The 26,318-nt window shown below is 44.1% G+C and carries 25 protein-coding genes; 20 read left to right on the top strand and 5 right to left on the bottom strand.

Translation table 11 applies throughout. From position 1 onward, the window contains the following. Positions 1 to 8 precede the first annotated feature (8 nt). The 12 genes from MHZ92_RS08105 to MHZ92_RS08160 all read left to right on the top strand — a co-directional run bounded on the left by MHZ92_RS08105 (position 9) and on the right by MHZ92_RS08160 (position 11,739). Entirely contained in the window at positions 9 to 1,175 is a 1,167-nt protein-coding gene (locus MHZ92_RS08105) for an acyl-CoA dehydrogenase family protein (RefSeq protein ID WP_239431163.1), read from the top strand. 24 nt (positions 1,176 to 1,199) lie between these two features. Continuing rightward, complete coding sequence (locus MHZ92_RS08110) at positions 1,200 to 2,561, top strand: MmgE/PrpD family protein (protein WP_239431164.1); 1,362 nt, start codon at positions 1,200 to 1,202, stop codon at positions 2,559 to 2,561. A 15-nt stretch (positions 2,562 to 2,576) separates the two neighbouring features. Continuing rightward, positions 2,577 to 3,083: a PaaI family thioesterase gene (locus tag MHZ92_RS08115; protein WP_239431165.1), complete on the top strand. Its 507-nt coding sequence runs from the start codon at positions 2,577 to 2,579 to the stop codon at positions 3,081 to 3,083. A 29-nt stretch (positions 3,084 to 3,112) separates the two neighbouring features. After that, a complete protein-coding gene (locus MHZ92_RS08120; protein WP_239431166.1) occupies positions 3,113 to 3,967 on the top strand; it encodes a fumarate hydratase in 855 nt (284 codons plus the stop codon). Continuing rightward, positions 3,964 to 4,518, top strand: a complete 555-nt coding sequence (locus MHZ92_RS08125; protein ID WP_239431167.1) for a Fe-S-containing hydro-lyase — start codon at positions 3,964 to 3,966, stop codon at positions 4,516 to 4,518. The genes MHZ92_RS08120 and MHZ92_RS08125 overlap by 4 nt, the downstream gene beginning before the upstream one ends. Beyond that, entirely contained in the window at positions 4,475 to 5,455 is a 981-nt protein-coding gene (locus tag MHZ92_RS08130; protein WP_255723446.1) for an NAD(P)-dependent oxidoreductase, read from the top strand. The genes MHZ92_RS08125 and MHZ92_RS08130 overlap by 44 nt, the downstream gene beginning before the upstream one ends. A gap of 31 nt (positions 5,456 to 5,486) precedes the next feature. Then, the gene (locus MHZ92_RS08135) at positions 5,487 to 6,650 is read left to right on the top strand and encodes a mandelate racemase/muconate lactonizing enzyme family protein (RefSeq protein WP_239431169.1); all 1,164 of its coding nucleotides are present in this window, start codon (positions 5,487 to 5,489) and stop codon (positions 6,648 to 6,650) included. A 95-nt stretch (positions 6,651 to 6,745) separates the two neighbouring features. Next, entirely contained in the window at positions 6,746 to 7,417 is a 672-nt protein-coding gene (locus MHZ92_RS08140) for a GntR family transcriptional regulator (protein ID WP_239431170.1), read from the top strand. Positions 7,418 to 7,448: 31 nt separating this feature from the next. Continuing rightward, positions 7,449 to 8,141: a class I SAM-dependent methyltransferase gene (locus MHZ92_RS08145; protein ID WP_239431171.1), complete on the top strand. Its 693-nt coding sequence runs from the start codon at positions 7,449 to 7,451 to the stop codon at positions 8,139 to 8,141. Positions 8,142 to 8,175: 34 nt separating this feature from the next. Beyond that, positions 8,176 to 9,591 (top strand): SLC13 family permease, encoded by a 1,416-nt coding sequence (locus tag MHZ92_RS08150; protein ID WP_239431172.1) that lies wholly within the window; start codon positions 8,176 to 8,178, stop codon positions 9,589 to 9,591. A gap of 78 nt (positions 9,592 to 9,669) precedes the next feature. Beyond that, positions 9,670 to 10,746, top strand: a complete 1,077-nt coding sequence (locus tag MHZ92_RS08155) for a tartrate dehydrogenase (RefSeq protein WP_239431173.1) — start codon at positions 9,670 to 9,672, stop codon at positions 10,744 to 10,746. A gap of 21 nt (positions 10,747 to 10,767) precedes the next feature. Beyond that, entirely contained in the window at positions 10,768 to 11,739 is a 972-nt protein-coding gene (locus tag MHZ92_RS08160) for a 2-hydroxyacid dehydrogenase (RefSeq protein ID WP_239431174.1), read from the top strand. Between the two features lie 196 nt (positions 11,740 to 11,935). Here MHZ92_RS08160 and MHZ92_RS08165 read toward each other — a convergent pair whose 3' ends face one another. Next, on the bottom strand, positions 11,936 to 13,003 hold the full coding sequence (locus MHZ92_RS08165; RefSeq protein ID WP_239431175.1) for an S-layer homology domain-containing protein: 1,068 nt from the start codon (positions 13,001 to 13,003) through the stop codon (positions 11,936 to 11,938). Between the two features lie 523 nt (positions 13,004 to 13,526). On the opposite strand from MHZ92_RS08165, the gene MHZ92_RS08170 reads away from it, so the two are divergent. The 6 genes from MHZ92_RS08170 (at position 13,527) to MHZ92_RS08195 (ending at position 19,368) form a co-directional block, all read left to right on the top strand. After that, positions 13,527 to 14,159 carry a hypothetical protein gene (locus tag MHZ92_RS08170; protein WP_239431176.1) on the top strand — a complete coding sequence of 211 codons (633 nt, stop codon included), beginning with the start codon at positions 13,527 to 13,529 and terminating at the stop codon, positions 14,157 to 14,159. A gap of 17 nt (positions 14,160 to 14,176) precedes the next feature. Further along, positions 14,177 to 14,566 carry a hypothetical protein gene (locus MHZ92_RS08175; RefSeq protein ID WP_239431177.1) on the top strand — a complete coding sequence of 130 codons (390 nt, stop codon included), beginning with the start codon at positions 14,177 to 14,179 and terminating at the stop codon, positions 14,564 to 14,566. Between the two features lie 5 nt (positions 14,567 to 14,571). Continuing rightward, complete coding sequence (locus tag MHZ92_RS08180) at positions 14,572 to 15,648, top strand: PIN domain-containing protein (protein ID WP_239431178.1); 1,077 nt, start codon at positions 14,572 to 14,574, stop codon at positions 15,646 to 15,648. Positions 15,649 to 15,986: 338 nt separating this feature from the next. Further along, a complete protein-coding gene (locus tag MHZ92_RS08185) occupies positions 15,987 to 17,765 on the top strand; it encodes a hypothetical protein (RefSeq protein WP_239431179.1) in 1,779 nt (592 codons plus the stop codon). A gap of 179 nt (positions 17,766 to 17,944) precedes the next feature. Next, positions 17,945 to 18,898, top strand: a complete 954-nt coding sequence (locus tag MHZ92_RS08190) for an RNA polymerase sigma factor (RefSeq protein WP_239431180.1) — start codon at positions 17,945 to 17,947, stop codon at positions 18,896 to 18,898. A 95-nt stretch (positions 18,899 to 18,993) separates the two neighbouring features. After that, the gene (locus MHZ92_RS08195; RefSeq protein WP_239431181.1) at positions 18,994 to 19,368 is read left to right on the top strand and encodes a VOC family protein; all 375 of its coding nucleotides are present in this window, start codon (positions 18,994 to 18,996) and stop codon (positions 19,366 to 19,368) included. A 63-nt stretch (positions 19,369 to 19,431) separates the two neighbouring features. On the opposite strand, the gene MHZ92_RS08200 is transcribed toward MHZ92_RS08195, so the two are convergent. After that, positions 19,432 to 20,280, bottom strand: a complete 849-nt coding sequence (locus tag MHZ92_RS08200) for a WYL domain-containing protein (RefSeq protein WP_239431182.1) — start codon at positions 20,278 to 20,280, stop codon at positions 19,432 to 19,434. Continuing rightward, positions 20,264 to 21,610, bottom strand: a complete 1,347-nt coding sequence (locus tag MHZ92_RS21580) for a WYL domain-containing protein (protein WP_239431183.1) — start codon at positions 21,608 to 21,610, stop codon at positions 20,264 to 20,266. Before MHZ92_RS21580 ends, MHZ92_RS08200 begins: the two co-directional genes overlap by 17 nt. A gap of 95 nt (positions 21,611 to 21,705) precedes the next feature. Here MHZ92_RS21580 and MHZ92_RS08210 point away from each other — a divergent pair, with 95 nt between their 5' ends. After that, positions 21,706 to 22,251, top strand: coding sequence for a hypothetical protein (locus MHZ92_RS08210; protein ID WP_239431184.1), 546 nt, complete (start codon positions 21,706 to 21,708; stop codon positions 22,249 to 22,251). A gap of 297 nt (positions 22,252 to 22,548) precedes the next feature. Here the strand turns inward: MHZ92_RS08210 and MHZ92_RS08215 are convergent, their stop codons facing one another. Together MHZ92_RS08215 and MHZ92_RS08220 are read right to left on the bottom strand one after the other, a co-directional pair. After that, positions 22,549 to 23,562, bottom strand: a complete 1,014-nt coding sequence (locus MHZ92_RS08215; RefSeq protein WP_370644666.1) for a glycerophosphodiester phosphodiesterase — start codon at positions 23,560 to 23,562, stop codon at positions 22,549 to 22,551. A gap of 18 nt (positions 23,563 to 23,580) precedes the next feature. Then, positions 23,581 to 24,873 carry a family 16 glycoside hydrolase gene (locus MHZ92_RS08220; RefSeq protein WP_239431186.1) on the bottom strand — a complete coding sequence of 431 codons (1,293 nt, stop codon included), beginning with the start codon at positions 24,871 to 24,873 and terminating at the stop codon, positions 23,581 to 23,583. A gap of 407 nt (positions 24,874 to 25,280) precedes the next feature. On the opposite strand from MHZ92_RS08220, the gene MHZ92_RS08225 reads away from it, so the two are divergent. After that, a complete protein-coding gene (locus MHZ92_RS08225) occupies positions 25,281 to 26,312 on the top strand; it encodes an ABC transporter substrate-binding protein (protein ID WP_239431187.1) in 1,032 nt (343 codons plus the stop codon). Positions 26,313 to 26,318 lie beyond the last annotated feature (6 nt).

The raw sequence follows: 26,318 nt of genomic DNA on the forward strand, positions 1-26,318 counted from the left end.
TGTGTCATATGGTCACTACGAAAAGCTCTGCAGACGAAATTGAGTTAATCCGAAAAAGCATACGCGCGTTATGCAGCAAGTTTCCGGAAGATTACTGGGCGAAGCTTGATAAAAACAAGGAATACCCTGAGGAATTCATTAAAGCGTTGACCGATGAAGGATGGCTTTCAGTATTGATTCCTGAAGAATATGGCGGAGCTGGACTCGGCATGTTGGAAGCGAGTGTCATTTTGGAGGAGATCAACCGGTCGGGCGGAAATGCGGGAGCGGGTCATGCCCAAATGTATACGATGGGTGCGCTGCTGAATCATGGTAGCGAGGAGCAGAAAAACCGTTACCTGAAGAAGATTGCGTCCGGTGAATTGCGTCTCCAAGCATTCGGAATTACGGAGCCGACTGCAGGCAGTGATACGACAAGCATTACGACAACGGCAGTCAAAAAAGGTGATAAGTACATTGTGAACGGGCAGAAGATCTGGATTTCTCGGACGATGTATTCGGACTTGATGTTGCTGTTGGCTCGGACAACGCCGAAAGAGCAAGTGGAGAAAAAGACGGATGGCCTGAGTTTGTTCCTCTTGGATATGAATGATCAGAAGGACAATATTACGATCCGTGAAATCGATACGATGATCAATCATGCAACGACCGAAGTTTTCTTGGAAAACGTTGAAATCCCTGTTGAAAATCTGATCGGTGAAGAAGGCAAGGGCTTCCGCTATGTATTAAGCGGCATGAATGCCGAACGTATTTTGATTGCGTCGGAAAGCATTGGAGATGGCTATTACTTCGTCGATAAGGCCGTTCAATATACGAACGAACGTGTTGTGTTTGATCGCCCGATCGGCCAGAACCAAGGGGTGCAGTTCCCGATCGCGAAAGCATACATGGACATTGAAGCAGCAAAATTGATGAGGGATAAGGCTGCAGCGATGTTTGATGCGGGTGAGAAAGGCGGCGCGGAAGCGAATATGGCTAAATATTTGGCATCCGAAGCCGCTTGGAAAGCTGCCAATGCTGCAATGGATGCTTACGGTGGATACGGTTTTGCGACAGAGTACCATATTGAACGGAAATTCAGGGAAGCCCGCTTGTTCATGATTGCGCCAATCTCTAACAACTTAGTTGTCAGTTTTGTCGGGCAGCATGTACTGGGGATGCCGAGATCGTTTTAATTTACTGGAAATGAGGGATGGCAAGTGAGTTTGAGTGAAGAGTTGGCAAGGTTTTATTCACAATTGACCTATGAAGATTTGCCGGAAGAAGTAATTTCTTTTACAAAGCTCTGTCTACTAGACTATTTTGGATCCGCACTTGCAGGTATATCGAAAGCTCCGATCCAAATGATCAGCGAAGCAGTTGCCGAGTTTGGCGGGAATCCCCAGGCGACACTCATAACAGGGGGCAAATCATCTGTCTTGAACGCATGCCTAGTGAACGGGGCTTCGAGTCATGTCGTGGAATTGGACGATATTCACAAGTCCTCGATCATCCATGCTGCAACCGTCGTCATACCTGGAGCTTTGGCAGTGGCGGAATGGAAAGAGCTGAGCGGAAAGGATTTAATTTTGGCGATCGTTCTCGGCTACGAATTTAGCTTTCGAATTGGCGAGGCGGTTTCCCCTTCGCATTATTACTATTGGCATAATACAGCGACATGCGGCACATTCGGTTCTGCCGTCGCTGCAGCAAAATTGCTGAAGTTGAATGAAGATGCGTTCATTAATGCTCTCGGAAATGCAGGCTCCCAGGCGGCTGGCCTATGGGAGTTCATCGAGGATGGAGCCATGACGAAGCAGCTTCACACGGGGAAGGCTGCGATGAATGGATTACTAGCGAGTCTGTTGGCTGAAAAAGGGTTTACTGGCGCCAAAAAGATATTGGAAGGAAATAGAGGCTTTTTCAATGCAATGAGCGAAGTTCATGATGAAAGCAAAATCACTAGAAATCTAGGAAATGAATTCAAAATCCTCGAGAATTCATTCAAAGTGCACGCATCATGCCGGCATACGCATGCTGTCATTGACTTGGCGATCGAAATTGCGAATGAGAACCAATTTGATCTTGATGATATTGATCATATCGATATTGGGGCGTATCAAGCGACGCTCGATATAACAGATAACAATGACCCTCAAACGGAGTATGCCTCGAAGTTCAGCGTTCAATATTGCACGGCTTTGGCAATCGTCAAGAGGAGTGCAGGGTTAGACGATTTCGGCGGTGCGAATCTGTGGGACGCAACCATTCGGGACGTGATGCAGAAGGTGCGTGTACAATTGGATCCTGAAATTAATGCTGCCTATCCGAAAGAATGGGGAGCGAAAGTGACCGTTGTGCTGAAGAGAGGACAAACGATTGCAAAACAGACCGATTTCCCTAAAGGCGATCCGGAAAACCCAGTCACTTTAGAGGATATACGCGCCAAATTCGTCAAGCTAGCAACAAGTTTGACGGAGGAGAAACGTCAAGCGTTTGCGGATCGCGTTTTATCGATTGAATCAATCGATAATGTCGCTGATCTGATGGCTGAGCTGAATACGAATGTCCAATATATATAGAAAGAGAGTTTATGAATGGAGACTGAGACTACGAACAACATAGAACAATCCAAGATGAAAATTGCAAGCAAACTGGATGGATTGTCACTCAAGCAATTAGAGGAAGTCGACTACTTACTATCCACGTATAAGGAATTAATTGAAGCACCCCAACGCGATAAAGCACCGATGCATCTATATGGAAGGCTGACAGGTCTCAAGAAATTGGAAGAGGATCAAGTCGAAATGACCCTCGGACCGCATAACGTCAATACGTATGGCGTTGCGCAAGGGGGATCCCTCTATACATTAGCCGATGTGGCGATCGGTTTTATGATTCTAAGAAGACTTTCAGAAGACCAAAAAGTATTCACGTTGGAAATGAAAATGAATTTCATTAAAAAAGGAGCAGGCGCTCAATTGATCGCAATTCCAACGATTATTCGATGGGGGAAGACGACAATTGTAGCCGAATGCACCATTGAGGATTCCGAAGGGGATATTGTCGCGAAAGCGCTAGGTACGTTTTACATCGCCAGTTGACGGTAGGCGGCGGACGGAGGGGTATATGAATGAAGGAAATCACGTATGAAGAGATCGTCCAACATGTCGAATTAATGTGCCAGAAGGCGAATTTCGATTTAGGGGAAGATGTCTACACGGCATTCAAAAAGGCTTTACAGACGGAGAAGTCCGAGACCGGAATAGAAATTCTCTCCCAATTGGTTGAAAACGCCGATATCGCCCGTCGCGACCAAGTTCCGATGTGCCAAGACACCGGAACGGCTGTCTTCATCGTTGAGCTGGGCCAAGATTGTCGAATAACAGGCGGTAGTTTAATAGAAGCAATTAATGAAGGCGTGGCAAAAGGCTATCGCGCCGGTTATTTAAGAAGCTCCATGATCTATGATCCTCTCAATCGTAAAAATACCGGAGACAACACCCCGGCTGTCATTCATATTGAGCTCGTGGAAGGGAGTCAGTTGACGCTTCATATGACGGCAAAAGGCGGCGGTGCAGAAAATATGAGCAGCTTGAAAATGCTGAAGCCTTCCGATGGATTGCAAGGGATCAAAGATTATGTGCTCGATGTTGTGAGAGTAGCCGGTCCGAATGCATGCCCGCCGTTAGTTGTCGGTGTTGGCATCGGAGGGAATTTTGAAAGGTGCGCCTATTTAGCGAAGAAGTCTTTATTCCGACCGATTGGTGTCCGCCATTCGAGTAAAGAGATTGCGGATCTGGAAGAGGAGCTCATTCAACAGATTAATCGCTTAGGGATTGGTCCTCAAGGAATGGGCGGCAGTACCACGGCGTTGGATGTGAAAATTGAATCGGAAGCATGTCATATCGCAGCACTTCCGGTAGCGGTGAACTTGAATTGCCATGCTAGCCGGCATCAGACGGTTCAACTGGGGGCGTCGGTATGACGATAAATATACAGCTTCCCTTGACGGAAGAGCATGTAAGGACTTTGCGGGCGGGTGACCGTGTTTTATTATCCGGCACTGTTTATACCGCGAGAGATGCGGCGCATAAACGGATGGCGGAGTCCATCAAAGAAGGAAAATCGCTGCCAATCGAACTGACAGGCCAAGTCATCTATTATGTAGGCCCCACTCCTGCGAAGCCCGGGCAAGTGATCGGTTCCGCCGGTCCGACGACGAGTGAACGAATGGATTTATATACGCCGGAGCTTTTGGAAAAAGGCCTGAAAGGGATGATTGGGAAAGGGCATCGAAGTGAAACGGTGAAGCAAGCCATCATCGACAATGAGGCCGTCTATTTCGGTGCGGTTGGAGGGGCTGCGGCTTTGATTTCGCGTTCCATCAAGTCTTCAGAAGTCATTGCTTATGAAGATTTAGGGACGGAAGCGATTCGCAAATTGGAGATTGAGAACTTTCCTGTCGTGGTGATTAACGATATATATGGCGGAGATGTCTACACGGACAGTGTCGCGAAGTTCAGGCAAGGCAAGTAGCGATATCAAGCAAGGGGTGACTCTATTGAAAATAGGCGTAATAGGTCTAGGGAATATGGGAAGCAGGATTACCCAACGATTTCTGGAAGCTGGCGTCGAGGTCGGCGTTTACGATATTAATGAACAAGCAATGAACGAAATGGTTGCTGCAGGAGCTGTCGCTGAACGGACGCCTGCGCAGTTGGCAAGCAATTATCCGTATGTCATTACCCTTTTACCGAATGCCGCTATCGTAACAGAGACCGTCTTGGGGGAGGATGGCTTGGCGGAAGGGATGTCACCAACGAGTCTACTGATTGAAATGTCGACATCCGAGCCCTCTTCAACGAAAGAATTGCATGCGATCTTAACGAGCAAAGGTTTGCGAATGATCGATGCGCCTGTCAGCGGAGGTGTCAGCAAAGCGAGGAACGGCACGTTGACGATCATGGTAGGCGGCGAAGAAGTCGATTTTGAAGAAGTCGAACCGTTATTACGTAAGATCGGCGAAAATGTGATGCATGTCGGAGCGATCGGAGCGGGACATACGATCAAAGCATTGAACAACATGGTATCCGCAACGACCCTTGCGGTAACAGGGGAAGCGATCGCGCTCGGCGTGAAGCTGGGCTTGGACCCAAACAAAATGCTTTCGGTCATTAATACAAGCACGGGAAGAAGTGCTTCCAGTGAAGTGAAGTTTCCCGGTCAAATTTTGAACCGGAAGTTTGATTCCGGATTCTCTCTTGACTTAATGGTGAAAGATTTAACGATTGCGAACCAAATAGCGGAATCCGAGAACGTTTCGCTCGATATTGCTGCTGCGAATCTTCAAGTATGGAAGCAAGCGCAGAAGGAAAAATTCGCGGATCATACGATGATCGTCAAGCATATCGAAAATAAAGTTGAAGTCGAAATCAATGGTGTTCAGGATACGGCGAACGTTATTTCTTCATAAGTTGGATTAATAAAAAATAGGAGTCGAAACGATGAAAATCACTAAAATTGATGTAAAGACAGTTCCGATCAGTAGTCCGATTCGTAATGCATATATTGATTTTAGTAAAATGACCGCTTCCGCTCTTGCGATTACGACTGACGTGATCAAGGATGGAAAGCCGGTCGTCGGGTACGGGTTTAATTCCAATGGGCGCTATGCACCGACTTCATTGCTGAACGAAAGATTTATCCCGAGATTGCTGGAAGCCGATCCGAAAGACATTGTGAATGAGGAAGGGACTAATTTTGATCCGCATAAAATCCATGCGATCCTCATGTCGAATGAAAAACCAGGCGGTCATGGTGAACGGACCGTCGCGGTTGGCGTCCTCGATATGGCAATTTGGGATGCGGTTGCCAAAATCGAAGGAAAACCATTATATCGATTGCTCGCAGATGACTACGGAAATGGCGAAGTGGATGAAAAAGTATATGTGTATGCGGCAGGCGGGTACTACTACCCGGGTAAAGGCCTGACAGAACTTCAAGATGAGATGAAACGATATTTAGATTTAGGATACAGAGACGTCAAAATGAAAGTAGGCGGCGCTACATTAAAAGAGGATTTGCAACGGATTGAGGCAGTTCTTGACATCTTGCCGAAAGGAAGCGGGCTCATGGTAGATGCCAACGGGCGATTTGACTTGGACTACGCCATTGAATTTGGCGATAACATTAAAGACTATGAGCTCATTTGGTATGAGGAAGCGGGAGATCCGCTTGATTACTATTTACAGTCTGAATTGTCCAAACGTTATCCGCATGCTATCGCAACAGGCGAAAATCTTTTCTCATTACAAGATGCAACGAACTTGATCCGTTATGGGGGCATGAACCGTGAAAAGGACTTCCTTCAATTCGATTGTGCGCTGAGCTATGGCTTGGTCGAGTATTTGCGAATTCTTGATATGCTGAAAGAGTTTGGATGGTCATCAAGGCGATGCATCCCTCACGGAGGGCACCAAATGTCACTGAATATAGCTGCTGGACTAGCGCTTCATGGCAATGAATCCTACCCAGGCGTCTTTGAACCGTTTGGAGGTTTCGCAGATCAGTACGCGGTTGAAGACGGGTATGTAAAACTGCCTGATATTCCTGGAATTGGCTTTGAAGCAAAATCTGATTTGTTTGAACTACTTTTGACTATTGGATAAAAGAACCATAAAATGGTGGTGGGCGTCGGTCATCTTACATTTTTGTGTAAATGAAAGGCGTTCTTTCAATAAGTCAAAATGAAACGAGGAAGAAGATGAATAATTACAGACTGTCTGATCAGGATCGCATGACGTTGCAATTTAAAGTGACGAGGAAATTACGGGAACTCATTTTAAAAGGTGAATTTAAGATGGGGGAACGATTGGTGCAAGAAGAATGGGCAAAGAAATTAGGGGTAAGCAGAATGCCACTCAGGGAAGCGTTGCGCCAATTGGAAATTGAGGGGCTCGTTCGGATTGAGCCGCGAAGAGGTGCCATCGTCACACCTATTTCAATAGAAGATATTGAGGAAATTTATCGGTTACGGGCTTTATTGGAAGGCGAAGCGGTAGTCCAATCCTATGAATTTTTAACAGATGAAGATTTTGAGGAATTAGAAGAATTGCATGTGAAAATGTCGGGCTTACAAGGTGACGATGAAGACATTGAGGAATATATGGATCTCAATGAAAAATTCCATCATGTCTTAATGGGAGGCTGTTCTTGGAGAAGAATTAAAGGATTTATCGACACGCTTTGGAAAGGCATTCCTTCTTTAACGCCAAGCCTGCTTGCTAATACGATCGATGAAGGTCGCAAAGAACATTTTCAAATGTTGCAATATGCAAGGCAAGGAAATGGCGAGGAACTTAGAAAGGTGACCGAAAAGCATATATTGCGAACGAGAGATAATTTAATCCATATGATGAAAAACGACCGAGACTAAATTGTCGCACCACTAGATAGGGGTGGATCAGGTGGCTAAAAAGATGGAATTTGATTCAAAGATTGCAACTGAATATGACAGAGGAGTAAGGCGGACTCTTCCTACGTATGATCCGATGATGCGGCTTTCACAGACGTTTTTACGTATGACTCTGAAAGAGGACGCTTCTCTCCTTATCGTTGGAGGAGGCGGGGGGAATGAACTGAAAGCGTTTGGACCGACGAATCCCGGTTGGACATTTACCGTTGTAGATCCGTCCGCCTCCATGCTTGAAGTAGCGAAACTCAAGTGTGAAGAACTTGGAATTGGTAATCGCGTGGAAATGATTCATGGAACCGTATCCGACGTACAGGAGGAAAGGACATTTGATGGTGCAACATGTATTTTAGTCCTTCATTTTATTCCAAACCTCGAGGAAAAACTGGCGTTATTGAAAAAAGTGCGATCGCATTTGAAACCTGGCGCCCCGTTTGTGCTCGTCAGCAAATGCGGTGATCCAGATGATCCCGAGTTCCAAATGCTCGTTTCTTTGTGGAAAGCTTATTGGCTGGATACGACAAGCTTGCCGGAAGAAAAAGTCAAAGAGCTCATGAAAGGCACGTTAACGGAGTCGTCAATTCCAGAGCAAGAGATCCGTAGATTGCTTGATGAGGCGGGTTTTGGTAGAATCGCAAACTTCTTCAGGACGAACCATTTTGCGGGGTGGGTCTGCTTCGCCAACTAAAGGTTTTGTAGGTGGAAAGGTTGAGGGCTTGAAAATGGTTAAATCAAAGGACGTAACGATGATGTTGTATGTCGCTTTAGCGATAATCGGTTTCTTCGGTATGTTTTTCTTATTACCCGATACGTTTTCCGTTACTGCAAAGCTGATGATGAGCATTATTATTTTCGGAATTGTTTTATGGGCATTGGAACCGATTCCGATAGGGCTCACAGCTTTAATTTTGCTGTTGCTCATGGTGCTCTTTAAGGTGGCTGAGCCATCCGTCATCTTTAGCGGCTTCGCATCGCCTGCGACATTTCTCATTGTAGGTGGGATGATGTTGGCGGCGGCTGTTAATGAGACGACGCTTATTAAGAGAATGACCTATGAAGTGTTGAGAAGGTGGGGGGGCAGTTCAAAGGGATTGCTAGGAAGCATCATCATTATCCAGCAGATTCAAGCTTTTTTCATTCCGGCGACAGCTGTCCGTTCCGCATTGATGTTACCGGTTTCGTCGATGATCATTGAAACGATTGACGCCAAACCCGGAAGTAATCTACGGAAGATGATCATGTTAGGCGTTGCTTATGGCGGAAATATTAGCGGAACAGCCGTGATGACCGCGGCAATCGGGAACATTTTAACGGTAGAGCTGTTAAATCGTTTTGCCGGTATGAACATTACGTATTTCGAATGGTTCTATTATACTTTTCCATTGTGGCTCATCCTCATCCCTTCCATCTGGTACATGTTGCTGAAACTCTTTCCATTAGCCGAAGAACAGCAGCATTACCCGTTAATTCGAAAAGAGATGGAAGCGAGATTGAAGGAAATCGGCCCTATGAATAAACAAGAGGCACGCTGTTTGCTCATCTTGTTTGTCATCGTAGGGTTATGGCTGACAGAGCCGTTACATGGCATGCATCCGAGCATAACTGCTCTCATCGGAGTTGTTCTCATGACGCTTCCCAAAATTGGTGTTGCGGCTTGGGAATCCATCGTGAAAATCAATTACAATACGATATTGCTATTAAGTATCACGTTGTCGTTAGGCTATTCGTTTGTTGATTCGGGCGCTACGCAGACAATTAGTCATTATCTACGTGTGAACTGGTTTGTGGAACTTTTACAAAATCCATTGCTCGCAATCATTGTTGTTATTTTTATCGCCCAGATATTTCATAAACTGATATCGAATGTGGGTACTGCAGTTGTTACATTGGTGCCAATCATGATCAGTGTGGCGACAAATGCTGGGGTGGATCCAATGATTATCGGCTTCACGACTGGACTGACCTGTCTTTTCGGGTTCATTCTTGTTGTAGAAACGATGCCGAATGTGATAGCGCATAGTACTGGAATGCTTACACAGAATGACTACTTGAAACCTGGTTTTTATGCAACAGTCATTACGATCGTGGCTACGGTATTGGTTGCTTCGACGTGGTGGAGATGGATTGGGTTGTTTTGATTTAATGGAATCATTGTCGGATGAATTGTTGGAATAGTGGATTAATTGTTGTGTGAAATATGAAAAGGAGGAATGGAAATGAGGAATTACAAAATCGCTTCAATACCAGGGGATGGAATTGGCAGGGAAGTCGTGCCAGCAGCTATTGACGTGCTTCACACGATTGCGGATGTGCATGGGGGATTAAAATTCGAATTCGAAGAGTTTCCTTATAGCTGTAATTATTATTTAGAGCATGGGGTCATGATGGATGCGGACGGTCTTGATAAATTGAAAAACTTTGACGCGATTTTTCTAGGAGCCGTAGGAGATGCAACACTTGTTCCTGATCATATTTCCCTTTGGGGGCTGTTAATTAAAATCCGTCGCGAATTTGAGCAAGTCATTAATCTCCGACCAGCAAAATTCGTAAAAGGCGTCCATTCTCCTTTAGTTAATCCGAAAGATTTCGACATCATGGTTGTGCGTGAAAATAGCGAAGGGGAATATAGCTCGGTCGGTGGAAGAATCCATCAAGGCGAGGACGAAATTGCAATCCAGAATGCGATCTTCTCACGAAAGGGTACGGAGCGGGCGATGCGATTTGCATTTGAACTGGCGGCAAAGCGGAGAAAGCATGTAACAAGTGCAACGAAATCGAATGGAATCTTCCATTCCATGCCGTTCTGGGATGAAGTATTCAAGGAAGTCGCAAAGGATTATCCGGAGATCCGAACGGATTCACAGCATATCGATGCACTCTCTGCATTCTTCATTACCCGTCCGGAACAATTTGATGTCATCGTTGCAAGCAATCTATTTGGAGATATCTTGACGGACTTGGGCGCGGCAATCATGGGCAGCATCGGCATCGCGCCTGCAGCAAATATCAATGTGAATGGAAAATATCCTTCGATGTTCGAACCGGTGCATGGTTCTGCTCCTGACATCGTAGGGAAGGGAATCTCGAATCCGATCGGGCAAATCTGGACCGCTAAAATGATGTTGGACCATTTCGGGGAAGAGGAGCTTGGTCAGGAACTGTTGAATACGATTGAAGCTGTGACGAACGATGGCTTCCTGACTCCGGACATTGGAGGCAAGCATACGACAGCTGAGGTGACCGAGCAAATTATCGGCCGATTGAAGTCGGATAAAGTGACGATCGGAAACTAATTGTGCTAGAGGAGTGGTTACATGAGTGAAAAAGTGTTGATTTACAGTCCGCTTCCTGAAGAAAGAATAAGCGAGCTAGCAGAACAGTTCACTGTGGTGACAGCGAGACAGGATAGTCCGGAATTCAGGGAGGCGCTTTCCACAGCGACGGGGCTCATTGGCAGAGGGCTGGAAGTGGACGCTCAACTTCTTGACCAAGCCCCTCTTTTAAAAGTCGTCTCCAACATTTCGGTAGGCTATGACAATCTTGACATTACGGAACTGACGAAGCGGGGAATTTTGGCGACGAACACGCCGGACGTCCTGACTGAAACGACAGCTGATGCCATTTTTGGACTATTGATTGCAACAGCGCGAAGAATTCCCGAACTCGACAAGTACGTGAAAGAAGGACATTGGGATACACGATTACATCCTTCTCTGTTCGGTGTTGATGTTCACGGGAAAAAGCTCGGTATTATCGGACTGGGGAAAATCGGGCAGGCGATCGCGAGGCGTGGACATTTCGGGTTTGGAATGGAAATCCTTTATCACAACCGTTCAAGGAATCCGGTGGCGGAAAAAGAGCTCGGGGCAACTTACTTGGAAATGGACGACCTATTACAACAAGCTGATTTCGTATGCCTGATGGCTCCGCAAACCCCGGAAACCGTTGGCATGATGAGCCGACGTGAGTTTGAACTCATGAAGAAAAGCGCTATTTTTATTAATGGATCAAGAGGCGGGTTAGTGAACGAAGACGATTTGGCAGCTGCCTTGAAAGAAGGAGAAATCCTTGCAGCTGGATTGGACGTTTATGTACAGGAACCGATTGCCAAGGACCACCCGTTCCTCGATATCCCGAATCTCGTCACTCTCCCGCATATCGGCTCGGCAACCGCCGAAACCCGTTCGAATATGGAAAAGATGGCTTGTCGCGATTTGATTGCGGCGTTGAAGGGTGAAACGCCGGAAGCGGTGATTAATGAAGAGGTTGTGGCGAATAGGGTGTAAGAAAACCGATGGAAAAGGACCTAATCCGAATGGAAAGGTCCTTTTTATGTGCGTCCAGCATAGACGTAGAGTTATCTATTGAATTCTCCGATTTATCTATCGAATCCAGCAAGTTATCTCTTGAATACGAAAAGTTATCTATCGAATATGATAGGTTATCACCAAAACGAGACTTTTCGGCAAGTGGAAAAGCTATTCAATAGCCCGTAAACACACGCAGATTGACATTGAAGTACTCCCAGAATTTGATGCCTTCGGTTTGGCCGAATAGTGTAACTTTGATGTCGTTTGCCACCAAATCTCCGTCTGTTGTGTCGCTCGGTGCTTTAAGAAAATCAACCATAGCGTTTTGGAGTTGTTGTTTGGCGGCTGTTCGGTTTTCGACGACATTGATGAGGGCGCCATCCTCGATGCGGATGTGAGAAACGCCGAGGGCAAGGAGCTTGTCGGAAAAGAAGCTAAGGCCTTGGACAGATTTGATCCCCTCTTCAAGATTATAAGCCGTAATCGTCAATGTGTCGGTTTTTGGATAATAAGAGGCATGCGACAATTTTTTCCCGTCTTTTTCAATGGCGGTATTTTCAAGGACAATAGCGTGGATTTTCGCTTTTGTCTCTTCGGCGATCATAGCGATTTTATGCAAGTTTTCAGCTCGTACGACGAATGAAGCCATTTGCGCTCGAGTGACATTCGATTTCGGTTCAAACGTAGTTGCCGTTTTGCCTTTCGTCACGTTGTTTTCAACAAGCGTGCGAATATGGTCGACATACCATGCGGAATTGCTGACGTCCTTGAACGGGTTATCTGCTTTCGCTTCCAATGGAAGTGTATAGCTCAAGTCGATGATTTTCGCTGCTTGTGCCCGTGTCATCGGCGCATTCGGTCGGAAAGTGCCGTCCTCGAAACCGGAGATGTACCCGGCATTCGCGAGAGCAGCGACATAGCCGTAATACCATTGGTTTTTATTCACATCCTTGAAGCCCGGATCTTTGACATTCGTTGTTTCCAAGTTGAGCGAGAGCGCAAGGATTTTGGAAGCATGGGCGCGTGTCAACGTTTCGTCCGGCCGGAAAGTGCCATCTTTATACCCTTGGACAATGCCTCTTTCCGCGAGGTTCACAATCGCTTCATGATGATCCAAGTTTGTCGGTACATCTTTGAAGGAGGTGACCGCCGCGTCAGCTGGAGAAGGACAGGCTACAATACCAACCGTTATTGAAAAGAATAATATAGTTAGGAAAAATGTTTTCACTAGTTTTCTCATATAATTTCCCCCGAATTATGACAAATTTTGATAAAAAAGAATATTATAATTAACTATAACATAGTAGATTCACAGAATGGACCAAAGGAATGTTTCCTTTGCTCATTACTATGAAACTCGTGACATTTAGGTTCATCTTAGAAGGTGCCTGTGCAGTGCACTATTCAGTTTATTCACTACAATTGTATATTTTGTTTTCGTAAAATCAGCCGTGTAAAGAAACGGCTGATTTTTACTTGCATTTTTATTTCCGAGGGTGAATAGTCATAAATGTTTGTTACACAGGCACCGGAACAATTCAGTTTATACAATACAATTGTATATCGAGGAAACAAAAAGTCAGCCATAAAGGGAAATGGCTGACTTTTTGTTGTATTTTAATGCTTCCAATTGAATTGTCATAAATGTGCCTTGCACAGGCACCGTATAAATAGGCACGCATTAAACTGTACACGTAATGTCATAGGTGGGGGTTGGTTTATGAAATATAGTTAGTGTAACGAAAACAGAGGGGATGATTGGTATGAATGAAATGGAACGTGAGTTGAAGGACGTGGGTTGTATTTGGTCGAGGAGAGCGGTTTGGAAGAAAGGGAACGAGGAGGTTTCTTTTGCAATCGGCTATTGTGCCAATCAGGCGGGGGCATCTGTCATTAAGGTGGTTGTGGCGGAAAGTGAAAATACACTTGTTCTGCAAGAATTGGTAGCGCACTATCGACCGGAGTTTGTAGCGAGTGGGGAAGGTCCAATAGTATGGATGGATGCCGTAAGCTTCCGGAAAGTCGAACCGCCGTTGTTTGTCAGTGATTCTCCTCTTTTCCGGACGGAAGCGTCGATTAATATGGTGTTTCTCATTTTGTTTACGGATCTTGCTAGATTGAAGTTTTGTCCTGAGGAGCTGAGGCACCTAGTGGATATCAGTTTGCTTGCGAGGCAAATGGCAACTAGCCAAGAATGGGCGTGTGCTACGACAAAAGAAGCATTCGTTCAGCTGACGAATCATGTCGATATGGACAATTCCATTTGCAGCTTGCTGGATGATGAAGCTGCGGAGAGGATCGTTCATCATTTAGCGGTGTTGCCGTTGAAGTCTGCAGAACTTGCCGTATCATATTCGAAATTGGTAAACGGAAGCATTATCGACAAATTAACGTGAAAAGGAGTGTCAATCTAATGAGCACTATCGTCGCTATCATTATGAGCATTATCTTTCTCGGCATCTACATCGCCATCTTGTTAATTCCCGACAAGGAAGGCGAACAGCATTTGAACGGGTTGTTAGAGAATAAAAGAGAAATGATTACGAAACTGGAAGAGGCGTTGGTGAGAGGAGACGAGCAGTTTCTTCAGAAATCTGCTCTAAAGGAAACACTTTCTGCAGACATCCAACAGCTTCTCGAAACGAATGACCGCTTACAGAACGAGCTTGCGAGTTTACGGGACAAGCGAGATGAACTTTACGAGATGACCGTTACGGAAGAGGAGGCTGTCGAGTTTTTTGAGGAGGAATTCGGGTCGCCACTTGAACGCAATGAGTTGGCACCCACTACTGACAAGGAGTGAATTTCATGCAAATCATCATCGATATTATTGTCGTTTCATTCAGTTTTGCCGTAGTAGCTATACTCGCGTGTGGTTATGTGTACATGATTGCCCATCACTTGCAAACGAAGGAAGAAGAAAATGCCGATAAGAAGTATTCCTCTTTTGAAAAAGTGGTGTTCGCTGCTGTATGTCCGGAAACCGCCTTTTTCCGCATCTTCCCTTCGGACGGTGGCGTAGTACTAGGCTTAAAAGGGAATTTGCATATCGCTTTCATTTTCCTGCATGTATATTTCTTAGGCAATATCCTTTACTTCTTGGACAAGCCGATCCATTGGGACACGATTGGATGGATTGTGGCTGTTACGTGGGCGCTCTTCTTTGTAGCAAGCAGGGTCTTCGGTGTTTACACGATGGTGAAAAACTTGGATTTTTTCAAAGAACAAGACGCGCTCGATGAGAAGATCAATGAACTGACGGACTTGCTCAAACAGATGCAGAAAAAACAGAAGTCCGCTACGGAAGAAATTCTGCCTTTCGTAAAGAAGAAGGAGAAAGAACTTCGTTTCGTCGACGCCTATCAAAAAAGAATCACAGAAGTCAAACAGGTGATCCGTGAGCGGGAAGCGGAGATTGTTTACAAATTGAATGTCGTCAAACATAACTTGACACTTATCCGCGGGTTAGACCGAGATGTCGAGATTGCAATTGACTCGAACGTGTTGATGAAGTGTGACAATTACTTGGTCGACGCAATGCAGCAACGTGATATCTTGATCAGTAAACGCGTACAGCAGGAATGGGATAAAAACAAAGGAAGTGCAGACCAGCAAAAAGCGTTCCGCGCGCGCCATGCGATCCGCCGATTAGTGAACTTGGAAAACTATCGGTTTGTCGTAAGTAAATGGGATACGATGTTCATGAAAAAGAACGATCTTCTGTCAGGGGTGCCTGACGACGAAATTATTGCGGATTATGTGTATGAGCAGCAGCGGGGGAAGAAAGTCGTTGTCCTGTCAGATGACAATAATTTTATTGGCAGCGCAAAAGTCCATTTGCCTGTATTGCAACTGAAAGAGATTGATTTATTTTCCTCTGAATGAGGTGCTGGCATGGTATGATGGAGAAAAAAGGGAGGCCTTCCATAATGACCAATATGATTAAGCAACCTGCGGGCAAGGAGCAGGTTTATCATTGTCTAGTAACCAATGCGTCCACCACAAAATCCGCCTGCAACTCCTTTCAAGCGGGGAAACATTCCAATCAATACGCCCCCGCAAATCTACCATGCCTTCAATGCGAGTGTCTCATTCGCCCACTTTCGGAATCGTTATCGCTTTTGGCGTACTATCCCGAGAAATCAATAGCTTATATGTATACATACCGGGGCTTCCTTGTGTTTTCAGATTCACTTGAAGTCCTTCCGGAAAAAATGAAATCCATGCTGAAGCAATTAGCATGTGATGATGCGTTCATATTGGAAGAGGTGGGGAATAAGTGGACAGAATATGGTCGGTACAAAGAAGCTCTTTCTTCATTTAAAAAGGCCGATACGATCAAGCCAACAGCGCAATTGTCCAAAAAGATTGGGGAGACGCTTTTTCATCTTGGAAAATATGCAGATGCTATCCCGTATTTGGAAAAAGCGAAATCGATGGACGCGAAGACTTATCTTTTGCTTGGACGTTGTTATGAACGGCTCGGGAATGTGGACCAAACGACACTTCATTTCCGAAAAGCTTATGGACTTGGACGAGGCGATACGGAAATTATTGAAGCAATCGCACTCCATTTCTATGATCTAGTCAATCAAAACAATGCCCATGATACAGCTATTTTGGATGAAACGATTGGCTATTTCCGTCAACTTGTCAACGATCGTTTGGAAAAGCGCACTGCAGAATTGGCCAAGTTCAATGGAAAATATTTTTTCAATGACAAAGATTTATCTGTACTCAAATTAGCAAATCTTTATTTATTGAAAGAAGCTTATGAACTAACTATAGATTGTTTGGACAACTACATAAGTTTATTCCCCTATACGTCCAAAAAAGATATTTATACTTCCATTAAAAGCGGCAAACTGCTGATCTATCTATCCGAGGATTTAAATCAGGAGAAGCAAAAGCGCCATGAAGAGAAAACAGCTGACTTCTTTCAATATTTATTTGCACATCTTTATGAGCTGAAAGCAAGATGCCACCATCATCTAGGCGATGATGATGCAGCCGAAAAAATGGTGGCGTTTGCGAAGGCGTTTGACTGTCGCCTTCCGAATCTTCCTTTGCTCGAACGGGCAATAAGAGATCGGTCTATCGTCAATTCGTTGGAATCAAAGCAAAAGGAATTCGATCAGTTGAATGAACAAATTGCGATCTTAACGGAACAATTCCATGTGTTGCAGACACAGACAACTGAACGAATGGACAAGTTGGAGCAAGATTTCGAGACGTATAAGCAAGAGTTGGATAAAAAACTGGAAACAATCAGTACTGACCTAAAAGGGTATGTCGATGCAAGATTTTCTCAATATACGGCATTCCTCGAAAAGCTGACCGCATTTCCGGACTGGCATAAGCGGATGGAGTACTTGGAAGAATTGTTGACTCCAGGGCAATTCCGCGATCTTAAACAGTTCGATGAAGCGACGGAAGAGAGCGTCAAAAGGAAGTTTTCCGATGATGACGATATTCAAAACATGGCCCGGATCATTGATGTGTGGGCGACAGGGGAATGGCTGTACCGGCATTATGAAGACTTTTTCAACCATGAAAATCCGGATGGAATGGACACATCTTTCATTGCCATCTCCTATTTTAAAACGCTAGAGGTGACGTTGGCGAAGAAGATCGGGGAATTGTCAAAAGGAGCCGAGCTGGTCGAATACAATAATAAAGAAAAGAAAGTGAGAGTCGCACTCGACTATAAGAAAAATCCGATTGAAGTCGGCGATGCAGTTTATTACCACCAGACGATTGGAAAATATAACGGATTCATCCGAAACTTCAGCAAGTATGAGAAGTACGAAGAAAATTTGGATCCGCTGCACCCTGATTATCGGAAAAAGCGTGATCAATTAGCGATAACAACGAACAACTTTACAAAAGTACACCGCAACAAATGCAGCCATAAAAGCATTTTGGCAGTTCAGCAAGTGGCGGCGTTGCGCAACGAGTTCAATGCGTTAATGTTGAGTTTGTTGAAGTCGTTCAGGCGATGAAAAGACAAGAGGCTCGCAGGTTAAGGAGTAAATTTTAACTAACAAACTCTTAGGAGACACAATTCACATATGAATGAGTGTCTCCTTTTATGTTGAATGGACAATTGCGAGAGTTTACAAGGATTTTTCTTTTGAATATAGAATTTAATACAGAAGGAACTTAAAGAGGTGAAATGCAAATGCCCATAGATAATCTTAATGATTTAAGTAATGATTTGAGAAAAATTGAAAGTGAATATAAAAAGAAAATAGAACCTTACCGTAAAGATTTGTGGAAGTTTTGTTTTACATTAACACGATCACCGTGGGATGCTGAGGATCTAGTTCAAGAAACTTTGTTTAAATCTCTCTCCGTGTTGGCAAAATTATTTCAGCCTGTAAATACAAAAGCCTATTTATTTAAAATCGCTACTAATTTATGGATTGATCAAGTAAGAAAACAGAAAAATAATCATCTGCTTTTTGATGACCTATTGGTTCACGATGCAAGTTCAGCAGAAGCATTCCACCTCTTGGAAAATCTTGAAGTGCTAGTGAATCATTTAACGCCAACTCAATATGTAGCTCTTATTTTGACGGATGTCCTTCAATTTAAAGGCAGAGAAGTAGCGGAAATCATGTCGACTTCCGAAGGTGCCGTATATACAAACGTAAGTCGAGCACGCCAAACGATGAGAAACCTTACAATCGCTCAAACAAAGAAAGAAAATGCGGTTCGAGACATTTCAGCCAATGAGGTCATTGAAGTTTTACTTAAAGGATTTAGAAATAAAGATCCTGAATTAATAGCCTCCCTCTTGGATGAGAATGTTATCACCGATATCACACATTCAGGAATGGAATATGGTAAAAATGAAACGAAGAAGAATTCATTAAGAGATTGGGCAGAAGTTGTTCAGAAGCAGCATACGATTATTGCGGAATACATTGAACTGTGGGGGAGACCAGTTATTATCGAGCTAGAAAGAAAGCTGGATAATAAAATTTACCTTAATAACATTCATTACATGGAAATGGTGGAAGATAAAATTACGTATTGGAAGTTTTATTGTTTTTCATGGGATCTCATGCAAATGGCGGCCGAAGAGCTTGAAGTAAAATTAAATGCAGAGTATTTTTACCATGTCTTTTAATAAAATTATTTGTCTGTAAGGTTTTCACTCTAAATATCGTTATATAGGTTGAAGTCCAAAAAAGGATTTCAAATATATTCTAGGAGAGTGAAGAAATGAGCAGTCCAGTAGCGATTAAGATTAACACCATATTTGTACACGTAAGCGATTTAAAGCAGTCAGTAAAATGGTATTCACAATTACTTGGGCAAGAGTATGATTCAACTACGATTGAAAGACCTGTTTACAACATGAAAATTGCCCACCATACAGGTTTAACTCTGGATGCTGGACCAGAAGGGGTAACAAAAAAACTATTGCCGAGTGATTATCCTTTGTTTAATTTTCACACAGAAAATATTGAGCAATCCTACGCCTATGTAAATGAATTAGGATACAAAGTTGAATCGGAAATCGTAAGCTTTGATGATTTTTCATTTTTTACACTACGTGATCCTGACGGGAATTTCATAATGATTTGTACAGGATAATGTAATGTATTTATAACTGGCGCTACTCTATAAAGGGTTAGCGCCAGTTTTGATTTCAAGTGATTATGATTTTGTATAATTTTTCAACGCCATTTTAGCCGAATGGATCAATTCATCTTGTAGCGCCTTCGGTGAGAGCAAACGTACATGCGGACCGAAAAGCCGGATTTTGGAAAGGAGATATTTTTCCTCTTCGGGATAGTAGTGGATCAGCAATTGATAGCTGCCATTTTCCTCGACGATTTCCCGTTCAAACGATGAGAAGGCGTGGAAGAGACGTTGGACATCCATATTCTCATAGAGAGGTTTCCAGAGAAGAGCCGCGACCCGTTTGTCTTCGTATTTCGGCAGCAACTGTTCCAATTCTTCGGCGTAAGGCGTCTTGTCGATGTCCAAGCTGCTAACTGCAGAGATATTTGTCACGGGAGTGAGCCTTCGCCTTTGTAGAGGTTCACATTCTGGATCATGCCGAAGCCACCAAAGATACCATCGTTTCTTCGCAATGTTATACATGAGCCAGTACGGAATTCCTTCTTCATTGTAAGTGGCTCCATTATTTGTCTGATAGGAAATGTGCATGCATGTTTCGGCACTTATGAAGGATCGCAATGTCTTCACAAGAGGTGCCTCAGCTCGCTCGATATCTGGCTTTCCTTTTTCCGTTAAATAATTATGTAAGGAAGGGCTGGCCTGCTGGTCGTTCAACAGCCTGAGTAAAGTTTCCCGCGTGTCGGCGTCTAGAAAAGCCCCCGTATCTTCATGTCGAAGGAAATAAAACAGCCATGCTTTTTCCGTATTTGTCGGTACGAACGGACCCGCCTCAATCGCTATTTCTTCAGCTTCGTAATTCATATTAGTAAGCCGAAGACGATCAATAAAATCAGGATCATTCAACTTATTCACAAGCTTCATATTGAGCGAGCACCTCCCGCAAGTCTGCAATCATCTGATTTCGCATTTCAACCGGTTCAAGAACGGTAGCCCCTCTGCCGAAACTTCTAAGCCACGGTATGATTTCGGCAGTTCCCCGTACGTCGATTTCCCATACAAAGCTGCCATCTTCATGTTCTTCCGTAATTTGCCCCCACTGTCCTTGTTCTTGGACTTTCTTTTTTATGAAATTCCCGTGGGTTTCAACCTTATCGACCTGGAAGAGCACTTTTACTTTGGTAACTTCCGAAACGTAATTCACACACCAGCTGTTTTCCAATTCAGAAGCACATTGTTCTCTTAATTGGGCAAGTAAATCGGGATCTACTGCCGCCCCTTTTGAAATATGGCTAATATAATCGACGCGATACCGCTGAAGTTCTTCGCCGGGGACGCTCTGTACCGGACTGCCAAGCACATACCAACGTGCGAAGTGGTAATCGAAAACGATCTTTAACGGGATTATCTCGATCAACTCTTTGGAGCGTCGGGACTTCTGGACGACCTGCTTCCTTTGTTCACTTACAGGGGAATACCGCATTTTGACGGACCGTCCTTCTTCCAGAATCGGCAACAGTTCATAGCACATATATTCATCCAACACCCTGCCGCAATAAGGGTATTGGTAGATCGTATGCTCCAGCTTCTCTTGTGGAATAAAAGCACGTTTCAGCATATGTTCTTTCAGTTTATCGAGCAACAAAAATCCTGGAGCCGCCGGGATTTCTGCGTATGTACAAAACGTGATGAAGGCATGCAAATCGATTAGTTCATCTTCCCAGAAATGGTCGAATAATGTTTGCACGCGATAGAAGCTTTCGCCTTTACGGCTTGATTTGACGATCAATCCATCAGCTACTAACACGTCTACGTATCGTTTTAAAGCCCTTTTATCAAGCGACGCTGTGTGATCAAGATCGCTCTCTTCTAAAAAATGCGTTCCAAGTTTTGCGAGAAGTTCGGTCGTTGACAATTCACCGTAATGGTCAAGCAACTTTAAGATTAAAGCATAGCGAATCATCGCCGTCTCCTCGATTTTATCTGTTTGATAAAGTCTCCCAAGAAAATTTTGCATGTTGTGGTACGGATCGTATTTAATCCGGTTTTGCAACGCTTCTTTATTCGACTGCCTTCCTATTTTGGACATCTCATCTAAGTAAAGAAGGTCCGTCATTTCCTTGACTGTTTTATAATACGTCGATTCCGAAACACCGAGCATTTCCATCACTTCATTTAAATCATGAACGCCGTCGTAAACAAAAAAAGAGCGAAGGATTTCTTGGCGTTTCTTCACATTCGTTTGCTGTTTCACTTCGCCACCTCCTAAACTGTACACGAAATGTCCTACCTGAAAGCTTCCTACTATTCTATTATTTTACTATATCATAACCACTAGGAGGAATCGGAATGGGACTAATAGGATTCTTTATTACTACATTTATACTTTTTGTTATCTTGCTTGCTATCATTGGTGAATTTATGAAAGATGTTGAACCGGAGACGGCTGATGAAACGCTTGCAACAGGAATTGGACAAAATCTACCTTCTTCAGGAGTAGGAGCTAGTCATGTTGCAATTGCATCTGAGTGGCAGGAAGATACTGAACTGACAGACTTGCTTGAGGAAATGGAAAGAGAAGAAGCTGAGTTTCAGCGATTCATAGAATCGAACAAGGTGGACATGCCCGTTGAGGAAGAAGCACCTTTTCAAGTGCTAGAACCAGTACATGAGGAGATGGAAAATCTAGCGACATTTACGCATGATTCGATGATCCTGGGAATGACGGATCTCGACAACTATCCTCCAAATCCTTACGAAACGCCAGGCATCGACCAAGTGATAGACATGGACTATCACGGGATCATCGATAATCCGCTTGATATGCTGGAAGATATAAATACGTTGGATGATGATCCGTATATGGATCATCATTATGGGGGAGATGAGTATTGAAGAAGGTGCCTGTGCAGCGAACTATTCAGTTTATTCACTACAATTGTATATTTTATTTTCGCAAAGTCAGCCTTTTAGAGAAGTAGCTGACTTTTAGTTGTATTTTTACTCTTGATAGTGAATAGTCATAAATGTTTGTTACACAGGCACCGGAACAATTCAGTTTATACACTACAATTGTATATTGAGGAAGCAAAAAGTCAGCCATAGAGGTAAATGGCTGACTTTTCGTTGTATTTTAATGCTTTCGCTTGAATTATCATAAATGTGTCTTGCACAGGCACCTCATTGTTAAGGTTACTCTACAATAACTTCAATCGGCTCTCCGACGATATTCCATTCTGTGCCTAGCATGGAGAATGTGTGCTTCACGAATACTTTGGCTGTTCCAGGGGAGAGAGCTTCAATCGTGTTGCCGTTCAGGCTCACAACACCGTTGTCTTCTGCAACGAAGAGTTCAGAAGCAATATTTTCCTTTTTAGCAGTTCGATAATTGACAAAGGCTTTTGCTTGTACAGTTGATGTTTTTCCTACCTTCAGGTTGATTTTCTTAATTGGTGTTTCGAGCTTGATCGGTGAATCAGTCAGCCATTGCATATAGTCGGTGATCGGGCCAACGAGACCTTGGGCAAGTTTATCACGGAACGGCTCTTCAGCACGGAATGTCCAGTGCATCGTTAGCATGCCGCGTTGGCGCATATACGTGAGAAATTCCTCGTACGTGCTTCCATAGCTTGCGTTCAATGTAACGTTATGAGAAGTGCCATAATCCATCATTTTTTGTGCATTTTTGATTTTTGCCTCCGTCGTTCCAGGCACTGCTGCAGAATATAGGTAGCCTGCAGGAATTTCAGGTTTTAGTTCAACAGCACGAATCATGCTTCCTAGATCGAAGTTTTGAAGGACCACTTGGTCAACCATTCCTTCTTCTTCAATTTCTCTGAGTACCTGTTCCTCGAAGCCGGCGCCTTTTAATTCTACGAGTAAGATAACGTCTTTCCCTTTAAATTTTTGAAGAAACTCTTTAAACGTCGGCACTTTTTCTCCCGCAAATTCTTCACTGAACTTGATTCCAGCATCGAGTTGACGGATTTCATCTAACGTCAGATCGCTGACCGCACCCGTACCATTTGTCGTACGGTTGACCGTGGTGTCATGCATGATGATTACGTGGCCGTCTTTCGTCAGTTGTAAATCCGTTTCGATTTGGTCTGCGCCAAGCTCGTAAGCGAGTCGGTACCCTGCCATTGTGTTTTCAGGGGCAAGTGAAGGTACTCCGCGGTGGGCGGCAACAATCGGTCGTTTAACGATTGTATTCTCAGGGTATTTTCATAGCGCCTCTATGGAAGCAGCTGGGTTACTGGTAATGATGCCGTCTGCTCCAGTATGAATGAGCGCATGCGCGCCGCTTTCATCTTCCGCCCCGATTCCCCATATTGCCACCATTCTTGTATGCAAATAATGGACATTTTCCCCGTCGAGCAGCTTCTCAGGAATCAAGGCGACTTTTGCATTGCTTGCATGGACAGTCCGGATGAGTTCGTTAATGTCGTGTTTGTTGAATGAATTCTTCGTGTAGACGATTCCCCCTCTTGCTGTTGGCATCAGGTTTGTAATAGACTTCACGATTTCCGGATGGGACGAGACAATGTGTACGTCTTTCGTCTGCGTAGCATCCAAGGTTTCTATGATCGCCTCTTCAATGCCTTTCGTTTCTAGGTGCAAAATAGGAATATGCTTGTTTTGTACACTTGCCAATGCTTCACGTAGCGGGGTGCCGTTCGACACCAGCTCACCTGTGCTATTCTGTTCAACTTTCAAGAGAACGGATGCCGTATTTGAAGAAGCAGCAGCGGATAGGGTTTGTCCGATAAGCGTAGGCGCGTTTATAATATTCGTTTCCGGTTCTTTAGGAAGGAAAGCGCCTGCGTTTTCAATTGGCGGCAATACTTGCTCAAAAGCTGAAACTTTTACGTTGTCGAATAGGACAGTAGATCCGTTCGCTTGGAAACCGATATCTCCGTTAAGCAAACCGGACGCTTGATCGGTATTAATAACGATCTTGTTATTGATGAATTGCTGCACACGGTTATTGCTTGCAATGATTTTAATGCGGTAAGGCTTGTTGTACTCGAACTTTTCCGTGAAAAATGTTGCCTCGGGTACAACCCATTGGTTTCTCGAATTACGCTCTGCAAATTCTGCGCCATTTAGAGCTGTTGTTCCTCTCCGAATTGCGAATTGATAATATGGATAATCGGACGATTGCACACGGAACATCATCGATGCCCATCGAGTATCCTCTACAGCGGAAACAAAAGTCATATCCGCTTCAAAGACGATATTCCCATTTTTATCAGGGAGTGGCACAAGCACTCTTGCCGGTGAACTTGAGGATGGTGAGATTAACTTTAACTTTCCATTCTCAATGGATGCTTGTCCTTGAATGATGCTCCATCCCTCTGGCAATCCGCTTTCCAACTCGTCAAAATCCTCTTCAACAAGTACAGATTGTTCCGCGGATACCATATTTCCTGTACCAAACAAATAGCCGAAACCCGTCATCAAAGCGATAACGCCAATGATGACCCACTTCGTAAAACCAATTCCCTTGTTTTGCATTCCACTTCCTCCTTTCGAATTAGATTGCTATTCTAGCAACCTAGTCAGCAATCGGTTAGAAGTATACATGATTCGTAATTGTTTGAAAGTTAAATTATTCAATTGAAACAAAAAACAATTCTTTATTACCTGATTCGCTTTGTAATCTGTTTCCCCAGTACTACCTATGTGAATAGGACGAGAGACTCGCAATAGAGGAAAGTAGAAAAATAATTGAAGGATGCGAATAGTTTTCAAAAAGAATGAATAGACTATTGCAATTATATGAATCTACTGTATACTATGGGTAGTTAAATATAGGCGGAGACGATGAGATGAAAGCCTAAAATGTAAGCCCTTTCTTGAAAGGGGTTCATTTGGCGTTCTTCTCTTTTTTCTTGTCTAAAAAAACAATTAGGGGGATTTTCATGAAAAGATTTACTGGTTTAGCTGCGAGTGTCTTGTTGGCAACGGGATTGCTGGCTGGTTGTGCAGGGGGAGCATCAGAAGGCGAAAGTGGAAAAGGAGGGGGCAGGATAACTCTTTATTCACCGGAGACGCCAGATTTTACGAAAGAATTGGCTCAGAAATATGAGGAACTGCATGGCGATAAAGTCGATGTGCACTATAACGGGACAAACAACTTAGTGAATCAGATGATGGCTGAGAAAGACAATCCGAAAGCTGACGTTTGGTACGGAGGGGGAGGTATCCTTCCGTTTGAGGCTGCAGTAGAAAGAGGAATTCTTGCTTCTTATATTCCGGATTTCGCAGCGGATTGGGATGTTGTAGAGGACGGCATTAAAATGAAGCACGAAGATGGTAAATATGTCGGCGTAGAACTTTTCGTATTAGGATTCTCTTATAACACGGACTTGGTTTCTGAAGAAGAGGCTCCAAAGACGTGGGCAGACTTGCTTGATCCAAAATGGGAAGGAAAAATTCAATTCCCGAACCCTGCGGCATCCGGTACGGCTACTTTAATGGTTATGGATCAGATGATGCAGCAAGGTGAGGACAAAGCGTGGGAGTATTTCGAAAAACTTGTGAAGCAAGCAAACTCTATTCCTGACTCGGGCTCCGCTCCTACAAAAGCTGTAGCGATGGGTGAAGCACATATCGGTGTCGGATTTGACTTCATGGCATATGAGCTAAAAGCAAAAGGTGAAACAGTAGACTTCATCGTTCCGGATAAAACACCGGTACTCGCCAACCCTGCTTCCTTAATTGAAGGAGGCCCGAATGCTGAAGGCGGCAAGAAGTTGATTGATTTCCTTCTGTCCGAGGAAGCTCAACAAATTATGGCAGATTGGTACCATATTCCGATCAACCCGAAAGTAGAGTCAAAAACTCCTTTGTCGCTTGAAAAGGTGAAAGCACATGCGGTCGATCTTGATATTGATTGGGTGAATGAAAACTACGACCGCGTCCGTGACGGATGGAAAGACAAATTTCAATAATTAAGG

Origin of the sequence: Sporosarcina sp. ACRSL, from assembly GCF_022346605.1 — a bacterium.
In the GTDB taxonomy this organism is placed as follows: Bacteria; Bacillota; Bacilli; order Bacillales_A; family Planococcaceae; genus Sporosarcina.